At 44.5% G+C, this 15911-nt stretch carries 13 protein-coding genes; 9 read left to right on the forward strand and 4 right to left on the reverse strand.

Features of this window, described 5'->3' with window-relative positions:
• Nucleotides 1-50: 50 nt before the first annotated feature.
• The 7 genes from DWW91_RS05300 to DWW91_RS05330 all read left to right on the forward strand — a co-directional run bounded on the left by DWW91_RS05300 (nucleotide 51) and on the right by DWW91_RS05330 (nucleotide 8498).
• On the forward strand, nucleotides 51-2123 hold the full coding sequence (locus DWW91_RS05300) for a TonB-dependent receptor (protein ID WP_122327169.1): 2073 nt from the start codon (nucleotides 51-53) through the stop codon (nucleotides 2121-2123).
• Between the two features lie 298 nt (nucleotides 2124-2421).
• The gene (locus tag DWW91_RS05305; protein WP_122327170.1) at nucleotides 2422-3627 is read left to right on the forward strand and encodes an MFS transporter; all 1206 of its coding nucleotides are present in this window, start codon (nucleotides 2422-2424) and stop codon (nucleotides 3625-3627) included.
• Between the two features lie 2 nt (nucleotides 3628-3629).
• A complete protein-coding gene (gene hemN / locus DWW91_RS05310) occupies nucleotides 3630-4997 on the forward strand; it encodes an oxygen-independent coproporphyrinogen III oxidase (protein ID WP_010802295.1) in 1368 nt (455 codons plus the stop codon).
• A 1-nt stretch (nucleotide 4998) separates the two neighbouring features.
• Nucleotides 4999-6372, forward strand: coding sequence for a protoporphyrinogen oxidase (gene hemG, locus DWW91_RS05315; protein ID WP_122327171.1), 1374 nt, complete (start codon nucleotides 4999-5001; stop codon nucleotides 6370-6372).
• Between the two features lie 34 nt (nucleotides 6373-6406).
• The gene (locus DWW91_RS05320; RefSeq protein WP_007657365.1) at nucleotides 6407-6805 is read left to right on the forward strand and encodes a DUF2007 domain-containing protein; all 399 of its coding nucleotides are present in this window, start codon (nucleotides 6407-6409) and stop codon (nucleotides 6803-6805) included.
• Between the two features lie 13 nt (nucleotides 6806-6818).
• Entirely contained in the window at nucleotides 6819-7001 is a 183-nt protein-coding gene (locus tag DWW91_RS05325) for a hypothetical protein (protein ID WP_007657367.1), read from the forward strand.
• Between the two features lie 162 nt (nucleotides 7002-7163).
• Complete coding sequence (locus DWW91_RS05330; RefSeq protein WP_046145185.1) at nucleotides 7164-8498, forward strand: NADP-specific glutamate dehydrogenase; 1335 nt, start codon at nucleotides 7164-7166, stop codon at nucleotides 8496-8498.
• Nucleotides 8499-8597: 99 nt separating this feature from the next.
• Here DWW91_RS05330 and DWW91_RS05335 read toward each other — a convergent pair whose 3' ends face one another.
• The 4 genes from DWW91_RS05335 to DWW91_RS05355 all read right to left on the reverse strand — a co-directional run bounded on the left by DWW91_RS05335 (nucleotide 8598) and on the right by DWW91_RS05355 (nucleotide 13055).
• Nucleotides 8598-10454, reverse strand: coding sequence for a glycoside hydrolase family 127 protein (locus tag DWW91_RS05335; RefSeq protein WP_007657370.1), 1857 nt, complete (start codon nucleotides 10452-10454; stop codon nucleotides 8598-8600).
• Nucleotides 10455-10741: 287 nt separating this feature from the next.
• Nucleotides 10742-11926: a class I SAM-dependent rRNA methyltransferase gene (locus DWW91_RS05345; protein ID WP_007657372.1), complete on the reverse strand. Its 1185-nt coding sequence runs from the start codon at nucleotides 11924-11926 to the stop codon at nucleotides 10742-10744.
• A 2-nt stretch (nucleotides 11927-11928) separates the two neighbouring features.
• Nucleotides 11929-12513, reverse strand: a complete 585-nt coding sequence (locus DWW91_RS05350; protein ID WP_007657374.1) for a 3'-5' exonuclease — start codon at nucleotides 12511-12513, stop codon at nucleotides 11929-11931.
• Entirely contained in the window at nucleotides 12510-13055 is a 546-nt protein-coding gene (locus DWW91_RS05355) for a DUF5063 domain-containing protein (RefSeq protein ID WP_046145183.1), read from the reverse strand. Before DWW91_RS05355 ends, DWW91_RS05350 begins: the two co-directional genes overlap by 4 nt.
• A 378-nt stretch (nucleotides 13056-13433) precedes the next feature.
• On the opposite strand from DWW91_RS05355, the gene DWW91_RS05360 reads away from it, so the two are divergent.
• Both DWW91_RS05360 and DWW91_RS05365 read left to right on the forward strand, forming a co-directional pair.
• A complete protein-coding gene (locus DWW91_RS05360) occupies nucleotides 13434-14021 on the forward strand; it encodes an HU family DNA-binding protein (protein ID WP_122327172.1) in 588 nt (195 codons plus the stop codon).
• 126 nt (nucleotides 14022-14147) lie between these two features.
• The gene (locus DWW91_RS05365) at nucleotides 14148-15752 is read left to right on the forward strand and encodes a tetratricopeptide repeat protein (RefSeq protein ID WP_122327173.1); all 1605 of its coding nucleotides are present in this window, start codon (nucleotides 14148-14150) and stop codon (nucleotides 15750-15752) included.
• Nucleotides 15753-15911: the final 159 nt, after the last annotated feature.

Here is a 15911-nt window from a genome sequence, read left to right on the forward strand (position 1 = left end):
TACTCCCGTCACTATAAGCAGATAGTTCATATTTTTCTAAAATAACTTATATGAAAGTATTATTCTTATTTGTTTGTTTGTGCTTGTCCGCATCAGCGGTTAAAGCGGACGATCCCGATACAACGAAAGTTCGTCAGGTTGAGTTGAACGAGGTGGTGGTCCGGTCGTTTAAGCAAAACAGGGATTTGCGCCTGGAACCGCTGTCGGCTTCCTCCGTTACCGGCACAGCCATACAAAACAAGAATATTACAGGAATTAAGGAATTCAGTTCCTTTATCCCGAACCTGTTTATGCCAGATTATGGATCGAAGCTGACTTCGCCTGTGTATATCCGTGGGATCGGTTCGAAGATCAATGCGCCTTCCGTCGGACTTTATGTGGACGGTATCCCTTATTTTGAAAAGTCGGCGTTCGATTTCGATTTTGCAGAGATCGACCGTGTCGAAGTGTTGCGCGGTCCGCAGGGAACTCTATACGGACGCAATACGATGGGGGGAATCATCAATGTCTATACCAAATCCCCCTTGAAATTTCAGGGAACGAATGCTTCGATCTCTAACGGTACCTACGGTGCCCGCGAGTATGCCCTTTCCCGCTATGCGAAAATAGGGGAGAAGTTCGGCTACTCCCTTTCCGCCAATTATAACAGGAATGACGGATATTTTACCAATCTGTTTACCAACAAGAAAGCGGATGACCTGAAAAGCGGCTCCGGCCGTATCCGGTTGGAATGGCAGCCGACGCAGCGGTTGTCGCTCGGCCTGATGAGTTCGTATGACAATTCCAGACAGGGAGGTTATCCGTATGCCGTCTGCGATTCGGTGACACACCGGCCGGGCGATGTCAACTACAACGATTACAGTTTTTATAAACGGGCCATGTCTACCACCGGCCTGACGGTGGAATATAAAGGTACAGGATACAGTCTCAGCAGCAAAACGGCTTTCCAGTACCTGTCGGATCATCAGGGGATCGACCAGGACTTTTCTCCGGCAAGTATTTATTTTGCCCGGCAGGATCAGAAACAGAAGATGTTTTCGGAAGAGTTTAATGTAAAATCGACGACAGACGGGCGGTATAAATGGCTGTTCGGCGCCTTCGGTTTCTGGCAGGAAATAGATAATACGGTGATAATGGATTATCTGTCGGCTGCCTACAGTTCGCGTAAGTTGTACGACACGCCCACCTATGGAATAGCCTTTTATCATCAGTCTACCTTCGATGACCTGCTGGTCGACGGCCTTTCCGCAACGATCGGCATACGCTATGATTACGAACGCGCTTCAACCGATTATCTTAGCTTCAAAGATACGGAGGAGGAGAGTAAGGAGTTGGATGCCTTTTACAGCAAACTTAAATTCAGCCAGGTTACACCTAAATTTGCCTTGCAATATATGTTTCCCTCTTCCGGGATTATCTACGCCACTGTAACGAAAGGATATAAGACCGGTGGCTTCAACACCTCCTTCGAACGGGAAGAGGACCGCTCTTTCCGGCCGGAGAGCAGTTGGAATTATGAAGTGGGAGGCAAGCATCCTTTCCTCGATAACCGCCTGCGCGCCGAGATCGCTCTTTTCTGGATCGACTGGAAAAACCAGCAGATCAGCCAGTCGCTTACGGTAGGTTCCATGCTCAACAATGCGGGGCGGAGCGAAAGCAAAGGGGTGGAAGTCAGCTTGCAGGGAAATCCGGTAAACGGATTGATGGTACAGTTGAATTACGGGTTTACCCATGCCACATTCAAGGATTATACAGACAAGAAGAAAGACAAAGTGTATGACTATTCGGGCAATTATCTGCCGCTGGTCCCCTCGCATACTTTCTCTGCCGGGGCCGATTATACCATTTCGAATCCTTGTTCCCATATCGACCGCATCCTGATCAGTGCGAACTTTACCGGTGCGGGCCGGATATATTGGAAAGAAGATAACGTTGTTTCCCAACCTTTTTACGGACAATTGAACGGAAAGGTTTCTGCAACGAAAGGATTTGCTACCTTTGCAATCTGGGCTAAGAATATCACCAACACACAATATACCGCTTTTTATTTTGAGATGGGAAAAGGTCTGGCACAAGCGGGCCGCCCTTTCACGATCGGAGGAAGTGTAGCGGTGGCATTTTAATCGGGTGTAAAATGCTTTCGCAGCATGCGCCGGGGCTTTGCAGGAGTGTAAAATGCTTTCGCATCGTGCGCCGGAGCTTTACAGGGGTGTAAAATGCTTTCCCAATCTGGGAAACGACTTTACAAGGGTGCAAAATGCTTTCCCGGTTTGGGAAACGACTTTACAAGGGTGTAAAATGCTTTCCCGATTTGGGAAACGACTTTACAAGGGTGTAAAATGCTTTCCCAACATGGGAAACGACTTTACAAGGATGAAAAGTGCTTTCCCAACATGGGAAACCATATTACAAAGAAAACGAATGGAACAAAAAAATAAAATATTCAATCTCGGGACCTTTTTCTGCCTCTACATTGCGCAGACTATCCCGATGAGTTTTTTCTCTACCGTCATCCCGGTAATGATGCGGCAGGAGAATTTTTCTTTATCAGCCATCGGTTTGCTGCAACTGATCAAGCTGCCCTGGATACTGAAATTCCTCTGGTCGCCGATGGTGGATCGCCATGCCCGGACAACGGGCGATTATAAACGGTGGATCTTCTCGTCCGAACTGATCTATGCCGTCCTGATCTTTGCCGTCGCTTTCCTTGATTTTAAAACGGATTTCTATACCATTATCGCCCTGATCATTGTATCGTTCGTAGCCTCTGCCACCCAGGATATTGCGACCGATGCGCTGGCCGTCCTTTCCTTTAGCCGGAAAGACAAGAGCCTGGTGAACAGTATGCAGTCGATGGGGAGTTTCGGCGGCTCGATGATCGGGGGAGGCGTGTTGCTGCTGTTGTTCAAACAGCTGGGATGGAACAGCCTGTTGCCTTGCGTTGCCTTGTTCGTGATCGTTGCTTTATTGCCGTTACTGTTCAACCGCGGATTGGAGATTGCACCGAAAGATACGCATGAACGGGCGAAGAAAGCAGATGTCTTTTACTTCTTTACCCAAAAGAATATATGGAAACAGATCGGTTTCCTTTTCCTTTACTATTCCGGCCTGATCGGTACGCTGGCGATGTTGAAGCCTTACCTGGTCGACCTGGGATACTCGATGAAAGAGATCGGGGTGATGAGCGGTGTGATAGGGACCTCTTTCGGGTTCATCTTTTCTTTTGTCGGGGGCTTTATCGTGCGCCGCATCGGACGGCATTGGGCACGCATCCTGTTTGCCGTGTTTGTGCTGCTTGCCACGCTTTATTTCCTCGGACTGTCTTATGTCACTCCGACACTCGGACTGTTGCATGCCGGCATCGCCCTGCTTTGGGGCAGCTACGGGATGGCGACGATCGTGGTCTATACAACGGCGATGGATTGTGTTCGTCCCGGACGGGAAGGCACGGACTTTACGATACAGACGGTTATAACCCATCTGAGCGGGATGGTGATGGCGATATTGAGCGGAAAGATTGCCGATCATACCGGCTACCACGGCTTGTTTTTCTTTGAAGTCAGCCTGGCGGCCTTGTCGTTGGTTTATATATTGATCGTATTCAGGAAAGAGAAAGAAACAGTATAATTATGATACAGGATTTATTACAGAAATATAATGTGCCGGTGCCGAGATACACCAGTTATCCGCCGGCCAACTATTTTACGGAAGCGTTTGCCAATAAGGAATACGAATCGGCTATAGAGGCATCCAATACGGCACGGCCCGAACACATCTCTTTTTATGTGCATATCCCGTTCTGCCGCCATCTTTGCCATTATTGCGGGTGTAATTCATTCCCGATGATGAAGCGGGGCGTGATAGAACGTTATTTCTCAGCGTTGCACAGGGAAATAGAACTGGTAAAGACGCGGCTGGCTCCCGGACGGAAGATTTCCCAGATACATTATGGCGGAGGAAGTCCGACATCCATGCCTGTGTATTATCTGAGAGAACTGAACGAGCATTTGTTGGCAGGCTTCGAAACGATCGACCAGCCCGAAATAGCCGTTGAGTGCCATCCCGGGTATCTGGATGAAGAGTCTTGGCAGTCGTTGACGGAGGCGGGTTTCAATCGCTTCAGCCTCGGCGTGCAGGATTTCAATGAAAAGGTGTTGAAGACAGTCAACCGCCGCCCGTCGTTGTTGCCGGCGGAGATGATCTTTCAGATTCTCCGTAGCAAAGGGGCGCGCATCAATATGGACTTTATTTACGGCTTGCCGTTCCAGACGGCCGAAAGTTTTGCGGAAACCATTACGCGGGCGGCAGTTCTGTGTCCTGACCGCCTGGTTACTTTTTCGTATGCCCATGTCCCTTGGGTGAACAAACAGCAACTTATCCTGGAAAAAGCCGGTTTGCCGCCCAGTGAGGAGAAAAGCCGCATGTATGAATCGGCAAAGAAACTTTTGTCAACAGCCGGTTACAAGACGATCGGCCTGGACCATTTTGTCCGGCAGGATGATGAATTGTATACGGCGTTGAAGAACGGCCGTTTGCATCGTAACTTCCAGGGCTATTGTACCCGCCGTACAACCGGACAGGTGTATGCTTTCGGTGTGACCGGAATCAGCCAGCTGAATACCGCCTATACCCAGAACAGCAAGGACATTAATCAATATATGGAACGGATCGAAAACGATACGTTTGCCGTATCGAAAGGATATGAGTTGAGCCGGGACGAACAGATTACCCGTGAGGTGATCGAAACGCTGATGTGTAACTATTCTTTGGACTGGCAGGAGATGGCCGCTCGTTTCTCCCTGTCTGCGGAAGAGGTAAAATCGGCAACTGCCTATAATGACAATCGTCTGAATGAATTTGCCGCCGACGGCCTGATCGAGTATGACGACAATCATATCCGTATGACTTCCGGCGGAGCTCTCTTTGTCCGTAACGTTGCCGCTTCGCTGGATAAACTGATGCTTCATTCCAATAAATCATTTTCAAAACCAGTCTGATATGGAACAACATAATACGGATATTCTGGTCATCGGAGCCGGACTGACCGGTCTGACTACCGCCTTCCGGCTGACCCGCGGAGGAAAACAGGTACATATCCTGGAATGTAGTAACCGGGTAGGCGGGCAAATACATACATTCCGTGAAGACGGGTTCGTTTTTGAAAGCGGACCGAATACCGGAGTGATATCCTATCCCGAGGTCGCCGAACTGTTTGAAGCCTTGTCGCCTGCCTGCCAATTGGAAACGGCCCATGAAGAGGCCAAACGCCGCCTGATCTGGAAAGGAAACTCTTTCCGTGCATTACCTTCCGGCTTGTTGAGTGCAATAACAACCCCGTTGTTTACTCTCGGCGATAAATTCCGTATCCTGGGCGAACCTTTCCGGGCAAAAGGTACGAATCCCGATGAATCGGTCGGTGAACTGGCTGCCCGCCGTTTGGGAAAGTCATTCCTGAATTATGCCGTAGACCCGTTCCTCTCCGGTGTTTATGCCGGCGATCCGCTGAAACTTATTACCCGTTATGCTTTACCTAAATTGTATAACCTGGAACAGCAATACGGAGGATTTATCAAAGGCACGATTGCCAAAGCCCGGCTGCCTAAAACAGAGCGTGACCGGTTGGCAACCAAAAAGGTTTTCTCCGCTGCCGGTGGTTTGGAGAATCTGGCGAAAGCGATGGCAGAGGCTATCGGTTCCCGGAATATCACCTTGTCGGCTTCCGGCGTGACGGTCCGTCCGTCCGAAAAAGGCTGGCTGGCTACTTATACGACTCCCGAAGGCGAACAACTTATGCATGCCAATAAGGTCGTAACGACGAGCGGTGCCTATACCTTGCCTGACCTGCTGCCGTTCATTCCCCGGGAAGATATGGATAAGATCAGTAATCTGCAATATGCTCCGGTAATACAGGCGAGTGTCGGCATTCGTAATACCGGGAGTTTGCGTTTTAACGCTTTTGGCGGATTGGTCCCTTCCTGCGAAAAGAAAGATGTGCTGGGGATTCTTTTCCCGGCTGCCTGTTTCGATAATCGCGCACCGAAAGAAGGAGCGCTCTTTTCTTTCTTTATCGGTGGCGTCAAGCGGGCGGAACTGACCCGTTTAACCGATGATGAACTAAAGGGACTGATCACACATGAATTTCATGCAATGCTGAAATTTCCTATTCAGGTGCAACCGGATATGATCCGTATTTTCCGCCACCCGCATGCAATACCGCAGTATGGTCTGAGCAGCGGCGAACGTTTTGCTACGATCGATCAGTTGGAGGCACGTTATCCCGGACTGATACTGGCCGGTAATATGAAAGGCGGTATCGGCATGGCTGACCGTATCCGGCAGGCAACTGGTATTGCTGAAAACTTGCTCATGTAAGTCAAAATCCTTTTCTTTGTAAAAAAGTCAAATTATGGATAAGGTCGAGGATAAAATGGTTGAAATAGCCCGGTTTCAATATGTGGAACAAGCTCAGGGACTGGCCTCTTTATTGCAAGCCAACGGAGTTGTATGTTATGTAAGAAATGAATATACAACTCAGGTTATGGGACTTACGGATGTGGGAGGTATCCGTGTGGAACTTTTGGAAAGCGATGTGGAACAGGCCATGCAGATTATGGAAGCCAACGGATATGAAATCCCCTCAGAGGATGAAGAACCAGAGCAGATACAGGTCGTAGCCGGATGGGCCCGTCATATCCCTTTTCTTCGTAATTACACGTTAGAGAAGCAAATTGTCATCTTATTTGTGATTATTGCTGTGTTTTTGGTATTATTGATCTTTTTTGGATCACAAATCTCGTCTAACTAAAAAAATGTAACCGATGGCCCGTAGAAAGATAACAAATAGTCAGGCGGTGTGTCTCACTCTTTTATGGGGTGTTTTGGCCTACATGCTGCTTGTTTACAGTGAAAAGATAACCTTTGATGTGGTTTTTGCCCTGGTGGCGTCCGCTATCATTGTGTTCGTTCCTGTCTATAAAAACATAAAACGTAGAAATGAATGACATTTAGTCACGTTTGCCTCTTTAAAATATCATTTCGATATTTTTTTATCATTTTTTCTTTCAAATATTTGCTGGTTTGAAAAAATAGCTTACCTTTGCGACGTTCTTAAAAGAAGAACGCTAACTAGCAAATTGGTATAACATTCTAAATAAACAGTTCTTATGAAGGCAAATGAAGTTTTAGACAACTTAAAGAGAAGATTTCCTAACGAACCCGAGTATCATCAGGCAGTTGCTGAAGTTTTAGGCACAATTGAAGAAGCCTATAACGAACATCCTGAATTTGAAAAGAGCAACCTGATCGAACGTCTTTGTATTCCTGATCGTATTTTCTCATTCCGCGTAACATGGGTAGACGATAAAGGACAGGTACAGACAAACATGGGTTACCGTATCCAGCATAACAACGTGATCGGCCCGTACAAAGGCGGTATCCGTTTCCATGCTTCTGTAAATCAATCGATCCTTAAGTTCCTGGCTTTCGAACAGACTTTCAAGAACTCATTGACAACCCTGCCGATGGGTGGTGGTAAAGGTGGTGCCGACTTCAGCCCGCGTGGCAAATCAAATGCTGAAATCATGCGTTTCTGCCAGGCTTTCGTTATGGAATTGTGGCGTCATATCGGTCCGGATACAGACGTTCCTGCCGGTGATATAGGTGTTGGCGGACGTGAAGTTGCTTATATGTATGGTATGTACAAAAAGCTGGCCCGCGAAAACACAGGTACATTCACTGGTAAAGGTATCGAATTCGGTGGTTCACTGATTCGTCCGGAAGCAACAGGTTACGGTAACGTTTACTTCCTGCTGGAAATGCTGAAGACTCGTAACATCGACATTAAAGGTAAAGTGGTTGCTGTTTCAGGTTCGGGTAACGTTGCTCAGTATACGGTTGAAAAACTGATCGAACTGGGTGCTAAGCCGGTTACTATGTCTGACTCTGACGGTTATATCTATGATCCGGACGGTATCGACCGTGAGAAACTGGATTATATCATGGAATTGAAGAACCTCTATCGTGGACGTATCCGCGAATATGCAGAAAAATATGGCTGCAAATATGTTCAGGGTGGCCGTCCCTGGGGCGAAAAATGTGACATCGCCATGCCGAGTGCAACTCAGAACGAATTGAACGGTGACGATGCCAAGACATTGTTGGCTAACGGTTGTTTCGCTGTATCGGAAGGTGCAAACATGCCTTCTACTCCGGAAGCTATCGATGCATTCCTGGAAGCTAAGATCCTGTATGCTCCGGGTAAGGCTGCTAACGCCGGTGGTGTTTCCGTATCAGGTCTGGAAATGACTCAGAATGCAATGAAGCTGAGCTGGACAAGAGAAGAAGTAGACGAAAAGCTGAAAGGCATCATGAAGTCTATCCACGAACAGTGTGTAAAATACGGTACACAGGCTGACGGAACTGTAAATTATGTGAAGGGTGCAAATGTGGCCGGCTTCATGAAGGTTGCAAAAGCTATGATGGCTCAGGGTATCCTGTAATCATAAAAGTCGGTATTTAGTAATTGAAACTGATACAGACCATAAAAGAAAAAGCCGCATCGTACCAATGTACGATGCGGCTTTTTCTTTTATGGCTTGTTATTCTTTATAATCTATCCATACTTTCATTTTTCCTGCTTCCCGGTTGTCCCAGGCATAATAGGGTATGAAGGTGATTGATTGTTGCTCGTTTTTAGCATTGATAGTTTTCACACCGTTCAGAAGACCGGCTTCGAAGGAGGTGTGGTATTCAGTGTCGGAGGTAAGTGTCAACCGGTCGAAATAGGCAGAGTTGTCTGTCTCTTCCGCACAGTAAACAAGGGGACCACGTTGAATGGCTCGTTTACCGATGTTTTCCGTTACCAGGGGATCGGCAGATTCAACTTCGACAGGCATATCCATATCTAATGAGATCATGTCGCCCGGTTTCCAGTCGTAGACGATAGCGTATCCTTTTTCTTGAGACAGACCCACTTCCTTTCCGTTTATTGTTATGGTATAATTTTTGCACCAACCGGGTATACGGAGTCGGATTTCCTTGTCCAGGTCTTTGGTTGAAGATACGGTGAGTTTGACGGAGCCGTCCCAAGGATAATTCGTTTCTTGCCGTAGGATGACGTTGTCGTCGTTAAGGGTAAATCGGGTCGTATTGCCGATGTAAAGGTTGACCCAGAGTGCATCGTCGGAAATAGCATAGATATAATTACCGATGGTCGGCAGGAATCGGGAGAGTTGACTGGGACAACAGGCGCAGCCATACCACTCTTGCCGATGATGGTCTCCTTTTGACTCCAAAGGATTCACATAGAAGAATCGGTCGCCGCTTAGGGAGATACCGGCAAGCACACCGTTGTACATGGAGCGTTCCAGTATATCGATGTATTTCGCATCGCCTGTAATCTGATTCATACGATGGTTCCAAAATACCATGCCTACCGAAGCACAGGTTTCACAATATGCCTCCAAGTTCGGTAAATCATAATCTTTCGTGACCCCTTCGTTATGCTTGGATGAACCGATACCTCCGGTGATGTACATGTTTCGTAATGTGACATCATTCCATAAACGGTTTAATGCGTCAATGTACTCTGTGTTATTTCTCAATGCAGCCACGTCAGTCATGCCGCAGTATAGATACATGCATCGTACGGCATGTCCTGAGATGTCTGTCAGTTTTCGAACAGGTTCACTATCTTGATAATAAGCAGGATTCCATATTCCTTCGTTACCCATACTTCCGTAGCCATGCCCACGCTCTTCCAGCAACCAATAAGCAAAATCCAGATATTTATCCTCCAAGGTAATTTGGTAAAGTTTGACAAGAGCCAACTCGATTTCCTCGTGTCCCGGCACCCAGTGTGCCTTTTCCGGTCCGAATTGTCTCATCATATGGTCTGCCATCCGGATACATACGTCAAGTAGCTTGCGTTTGCCGGTAGCTTGGAAATAAGCTACTCCAGCTTCAATCAGGTGTCCGGCACAATACATTTCATGCTTATCCATGTTTGTCCACCGTTTTTCGAGGTTGGTAAGCGTGTAAAAGGTGTTGATATATCCATCGGATTGTTGTGCGGCTTCGATTTTGTCGATCCATTCATCGGCCTTTTTTTCCAGTTCTGGGTTAGGATTGTTGATCAGACTGTAAGCAATGCCTTCTAACGCCTTGTAAACGTCGGAGTCGTCAAAGAAGATGCCGGAGTGTTCTCCTTCTCCTTTAGCTGCATTTTCGAAATTGCGGATGCGTCCGGTTTGATTCTCTATTTGATCTATGCAAACAAGTAGAGTGGTAGAAATATGTTTGCTGAGTCTGGGAGACCAAAAATTATCATTGATTTTCACCTGGGAGAAATCAATATGATGAATAGTTTTTAAAGATTGCTCTTTTATATCCTCTTTAGAGCTTTGACAACCTAGCAAAAATAAGGTTGATGTAATGAGTATTAGATAATGCTTCATATAGCTTTAGAGATTGAAATTAATTGTTTACAGGGGATAAAGTTAAAAAAAATATTCTTTGTTTCAAGTAATTATAAGGTGGTGTTTTATGAAAAAGGTGGGAGAAGAAATCAATTTTTGAATAGTTATGGGGCGTTGGTTGCAAGTATAAAAACGGGACTGTCTAAAAAGTATTTTTGACTCTGGTTTATTCGGATACCTATCTGAGATTGAGTTCAAATATTCAATTCTTAAGGACGAATGAGTGACTTTTTAGATACTCCCGTTTTAGTTAGAGTTTTATATTTTTATTCAACGTATAAAACTAATCCTTTCAGATATTCCCCTTCCGGATGATAGATGTTTACCGGATGATCGGCCGGTTGCGTCAGCTGATGCAGGATACGGACGCTACGTCCGGATTGTGCAGCGGCACTGAATACGGCCAGGCGGAAATTCTCTTTACTGACAACCTGCGAACAGGAGAAAGTAAATAAAATACCTCCCGGTTTAATCTTTTCAAAAGCGATCGCGTTTAGTTTACGGTATCCTTGCAAAGCATTGCGGAGCACGTTCTTATGCTTGGCAAAGGCTGGCGGGTCCAGAATGATCAGGTCGTAATTGCTACCCATCTTTTCCAGATATTTGAAGGCATCTTCCGCAAAAGCCTTATGTCGCAGGTCGCCAGGGAAGTTCAATTCTACATTTTTATTTGTCAGTGAAATCGCTTTGGCCGAACTGTCTACCGAATGAACCACTTCGGCACCGCCACGCATCGCATAGAACGAAAATCCTCCGGTGTAGCAAAACATGTTCAGCACCGAATGACCTTTGGCATACCGTTCCAGCAAAGAACGGTTTTCGCGCTGGTCCACAAAGAAACCGGTCTTTTGGCCTTTCTGCCAGTCCACACAGAACTTCAGTCCGTTTTCTGTTGCAATATCCTCTACTTCTCCGCCATATAGGTAACCGTCCTCACTGCCGAGATTGGCCTTGTAAGGAAGAGTCGCTTCCGATTTATAATAAATGTTCTGTAAAGTATCTCCCAGTACCGTTTTTAACGCTTCGGCAATTTCGTGGCGGGCATAATGCATACCGACCGAATGCGCCTGCATAACAGCCGTATGGGCATACATGTCGATAACGAGTCCCGGAAGATTATCTCCTTCCCCATGAATCAGGCGAAAAGTATTATTGTTTTCCACACCTGCCAGTCCCAGTTCGCGGCGAATAGCATAAGCCACGCGGATACGTTCTACCCAGAAATCCGCATCGATCGTAATCGGTTTGAACGATAAGATACGTACGGCAATGCTGCCTATCTGATAATGGCCGATAGCCAGAAAACGCTGGTTCGTTCCGTACACCTCTACCAGGTCGCCCTCTTCAGGATTCCCTTCAATGCTTTGGATAGCTCCGGAGAACACCCACGGATGGAAGCGCAACAACGATTCTTCCTTTTTCGGTTTGAGAAAGATTTTACAATAGTTCATTCTTATTTATCTTGATTCAATTGGTTGTAAATTTTCAGACAAGCCCAGGCGTCCAGGGCTGCATATTTCTTTTGTTGTTCGGTCAGCACATCGGCTTCCCAGTTGCTCAGGCGCTGGCCTTTCGATATTTTCTTATCGAAAAGGATTGCATAAATCTTTTGCAAGCTGGCATCCTCGATACCGAATTGTCCCACATAATTCTGCAAATCCAGAAAGTTCGCCGGTTTGATATCCGTCCGCTTCCGCATGGCACCGAAATCGTCACGCAGGGATAACCCGATTTTTAATATTTTATCGTTAACCAGAAAATCTTCAAGCGATTGCGGAATACCGATTCTGTTCAACCGGAACAGGAAGCAAGCCTCGTCTGTCGAAATCTGCATCAACGAAATCTTATAGCGTGTCCCCTTTTTAAAACTGGGACGTGTTTCCGTATCGAAGCCAACCGCTTCGAACTGGGTTAAATAGCTGACGGCTTTATCGGCATCCTTTTCGGTGTCGATAACAAGGATCCGTCCCGGAAATTCTTCTATTTCAAGAAGTGATATCTCTTCTTTTGTTATTGTGTGTGTGTATTGTGTCATCATTCCTCGTTCGTTTCAATAATTTCTTCATCGCTGTAACGGATAGCGTGAAGCGCTTTCAGTGCATTTAAGAGTTGCTGTCCCCAGAACTCCTGGAAATTGGCGCGGCATAAAGCAATAGCCTGAAGCATGACTTCCTCATTTCCCTGTCGAAAAAGTGAAACAAAATTTCCTGTGTCTTGGTAAACATCCGCTAGGTTTTCCGAAACAAATGCAGCGATTGGCGTGTCACTGTATTGCATATCCGGATGAAATGTCTCCAGGTAAGAGTCTTTTTCTCCCAGCAGGGCGGCAATACGGGTCCGCACGGCTTCGTACATATCTTCCGTAACAGTCAGTTCCGGTTCGTCATCTTCGTCGTCCACTTCCGCTTCCGGTAATAGTGTCGCCTTCAGATAGAGCAGAGGTAACAGCTTGATTCCTTTATCTATAAAATCAAAAAGGCCGTTTTGTCCGGCTGTTTCAACAAATGTACAAAATTCCAGCGCTACAGTTACAAACTCCAGCGTATTGCGTTCATATATGGGATTATTCTCCTTTTCCATGCTACTTCTTATAGTATACCTATGATTTCTAACTTGCAAAAGTAAGAAATATATTGCGATAATCAGAATTATTAATTCTTATTAAGGTCTAATAAGAGGATGTCGATGAGAAAATTTTCGTGTGTGTTAAAGAGAATACGTGGGAAACAATAAAATATAAGCGTTCAGGAGAATAATTTCTCCCTTTCTGTTGTATCTTTGATGCTAATGGATTTAGCGGCTGATAATTGTCGGCCGTTTGGTTGATAATTATGTGCCAATCGGTCGATAATTGTGAGCCAAACGGCCGAGGATTATCAACCATTGATTACCTGCCGTACTAATTCAAATTAGTAAGGCATATAGATGAAAAGAGTATGTAACCAAATAAATAATACCATGTCAATAAAATTTAAAGCTTACTACACGCCGAAGCCCAATGGACGTAAAGGCATGCGGTTGACACATGCCCGTGCGATCAGCAGGGGAACTTATAATCTGGAAAAAGTTTGCAGGTTGATAAGCGAACGTTCTGCTGTGTCGTCGGCGGAAGTCAAAAGTGTATTGGATTCATTTGCCTGGGTGGTCGAACCGGCCCTGGAGGACGGCTGCCATATCGAGTTGGATGATCTGGGGTATTTCTCGCCATCATTGAAAACTACTCCGAATAAAGAAAACGGAAACAAGGGAACGGTTTACGTAGATGGAATTAATTACCGTTGTTCCACTTCTCTACGAAAAAAGTTAAGGAAAATCGATCTGGAGTTTGAAAAAGATAAAAAGAAACTTGATAACTGGGAGACACGAAAAGATAAATTGTTGAAATACATGAAAGATTGGGAAAGTGTAACTCCGCGTGCTTATGCTAAAGAATTTGGTTGTAGCCGTTACCGGGCGGAAATAGATCTGAAGAAGTTCGTGGAGGAAGGTGTACTCGTCAAGGTGGGCTATCGGAATAAGGTGATGTATTTGCTGGCAAAAGATTAGGTGCAGAAAATGTGATCATTAACACACTGCCTGCATAAAATGGGAAATAGCATGAAAAAATATATACTACTACTTTCATTTATTCATATCTTATTATGCATTTCCTGTAGACCGGAAAAAAATGATATGATATTATCCGAATCAGAATCTTTGCTTGATGCTGATCCTGATAGTGCTTTGTCCGTGTTACAAACAATTATATATCCGGAGAATTTGAGTCCGGATATATTTAACCGTTATATCTTATTAAAAATACAGGCAGAATATAAATCCGGGCAGGATATTACCACTGATTCTACCATTCTTTCGGTGAAAGAATCATATATGAAAGATGGTAATGCTTATAACATCGCTTTGGCCTCATATTATTGCGGATGCTATTTTAAGGAATTTGGCAGATTGAAGGAGGCGATGGAGAATTATCAGTTGGCATTGAAATTTGCCGAAAAGATAGATGATCTGAATCTTAAATCATTGATAAATAATGCTATTGGTTTTGTTTTACTGGATCAGTCCGATCCGGAGACTGCGGTGCGTTACTTCCATGAATCGGCAGCTTTTGATATACAGGCAGGAAATGTGAAGAATGAGGCCATTTCTTATATACAAATCGGTGATTGTTTCCAGTATTTGGAGAAACTAGACAGCGCTATGTATTATTATAACTTATGTTTACTTCTGGTCGAAAGGGAAAAATTGAAGGAACAGAAAGCTTGTGTCTTGCAAAATATTGGGGTATTATATGGTAGAGAAGGAGATTTGTCGAAAGCTGAGTATTATTTGAAGGAAGCTTTGTTGCATGAGCCTGATTCTGATGGGCTAATTAAAATATATACTCTTTTGTCGGATCTGTATACTGAAAATCATCAACCGGACTCTGCTAAAGTCTATATGAATTATTTGATGCAACGGAAGGATAGTATAAAAGATTTGTATACTAAAACCAATTTGTACCAAACTCTGTCAGAGAATGAAGAGTATCAAGGAAATTATTTGAAAGCACTGGAATATCATAAAATCTATTCAGATAATCTTTTACAGCAAATGGATGCCAATCTGGATAATAAGTTATTGAATCTTCAAAAGAAATACGACTATGAAAAAGTCCGAATGCACAATGTTCAGTTAAAATTGGATAGGACTTATATACTCATTGCTTTAGTATTCTGTATTGTAATTATTATTTGTATCGGAAAAATTTCTTATGGATTATATTGTTCGCGTTTGATAAAGATATCTGAATTGGAAGATAAAATGCGTCAACTAACAAATTTATCTGCAACAATGAATGAAAAAGAAAAGTCATTTAATGAGAAAGAAAAATCGTTCCGTACATATTTGCTTCATCATTTTAATGTTATGAAGAAAGCCTCTAGTCTTGAACTTTACCTGAAGAATGAAAAAACTCATAAGAATGAGTTCTGGATTAAAAAGTTTAATGATATAGTTTATGGTCAGGATGTTTTGGATTGGAATGTTCTGTATGATGTCATAAACCAGTTGCACGATGGATTTTTTATTAAGCTGAAAGAGCAGTTTCCTCAATTAAAAGAAATAGAATTCCGTATTATCTGTTTAACATATTCTGGTTTTTCTACGGAAGAAACATCTTTCATCCTAGCTCTCAGCATCAACACGATTAATACGAAGCGTTCTGCCATACGGAAAAAATTGGGCATCGAGGCTTATGCCAATTTGAATGATTTTTTAGACCAGAAGCTTAAAAGGTAGGATAAACCAGATTTCTTTTGGAAAATAAAGTTATATGGCTATTGCTGTAAAGTGTTGAAATGTAGCTTATTCGTTTGATTGTTTGCCTGGAAAAGTTATATGGCCTTGCCTATGGTTATCCGTGTATATACTTTTACCTCTGAGATAAATAACCAAGAT

Origin of the sequence: Parabacteroides sp. AF17-3 (assembly GCF_003635445.1) — a bacterium.
GTDB lineage: Bacteria > Bacteroidota > Bacteroidia > Bacteroidales > Tannerellaceae > Parabacteroides > Parabacteroides goldsteinii.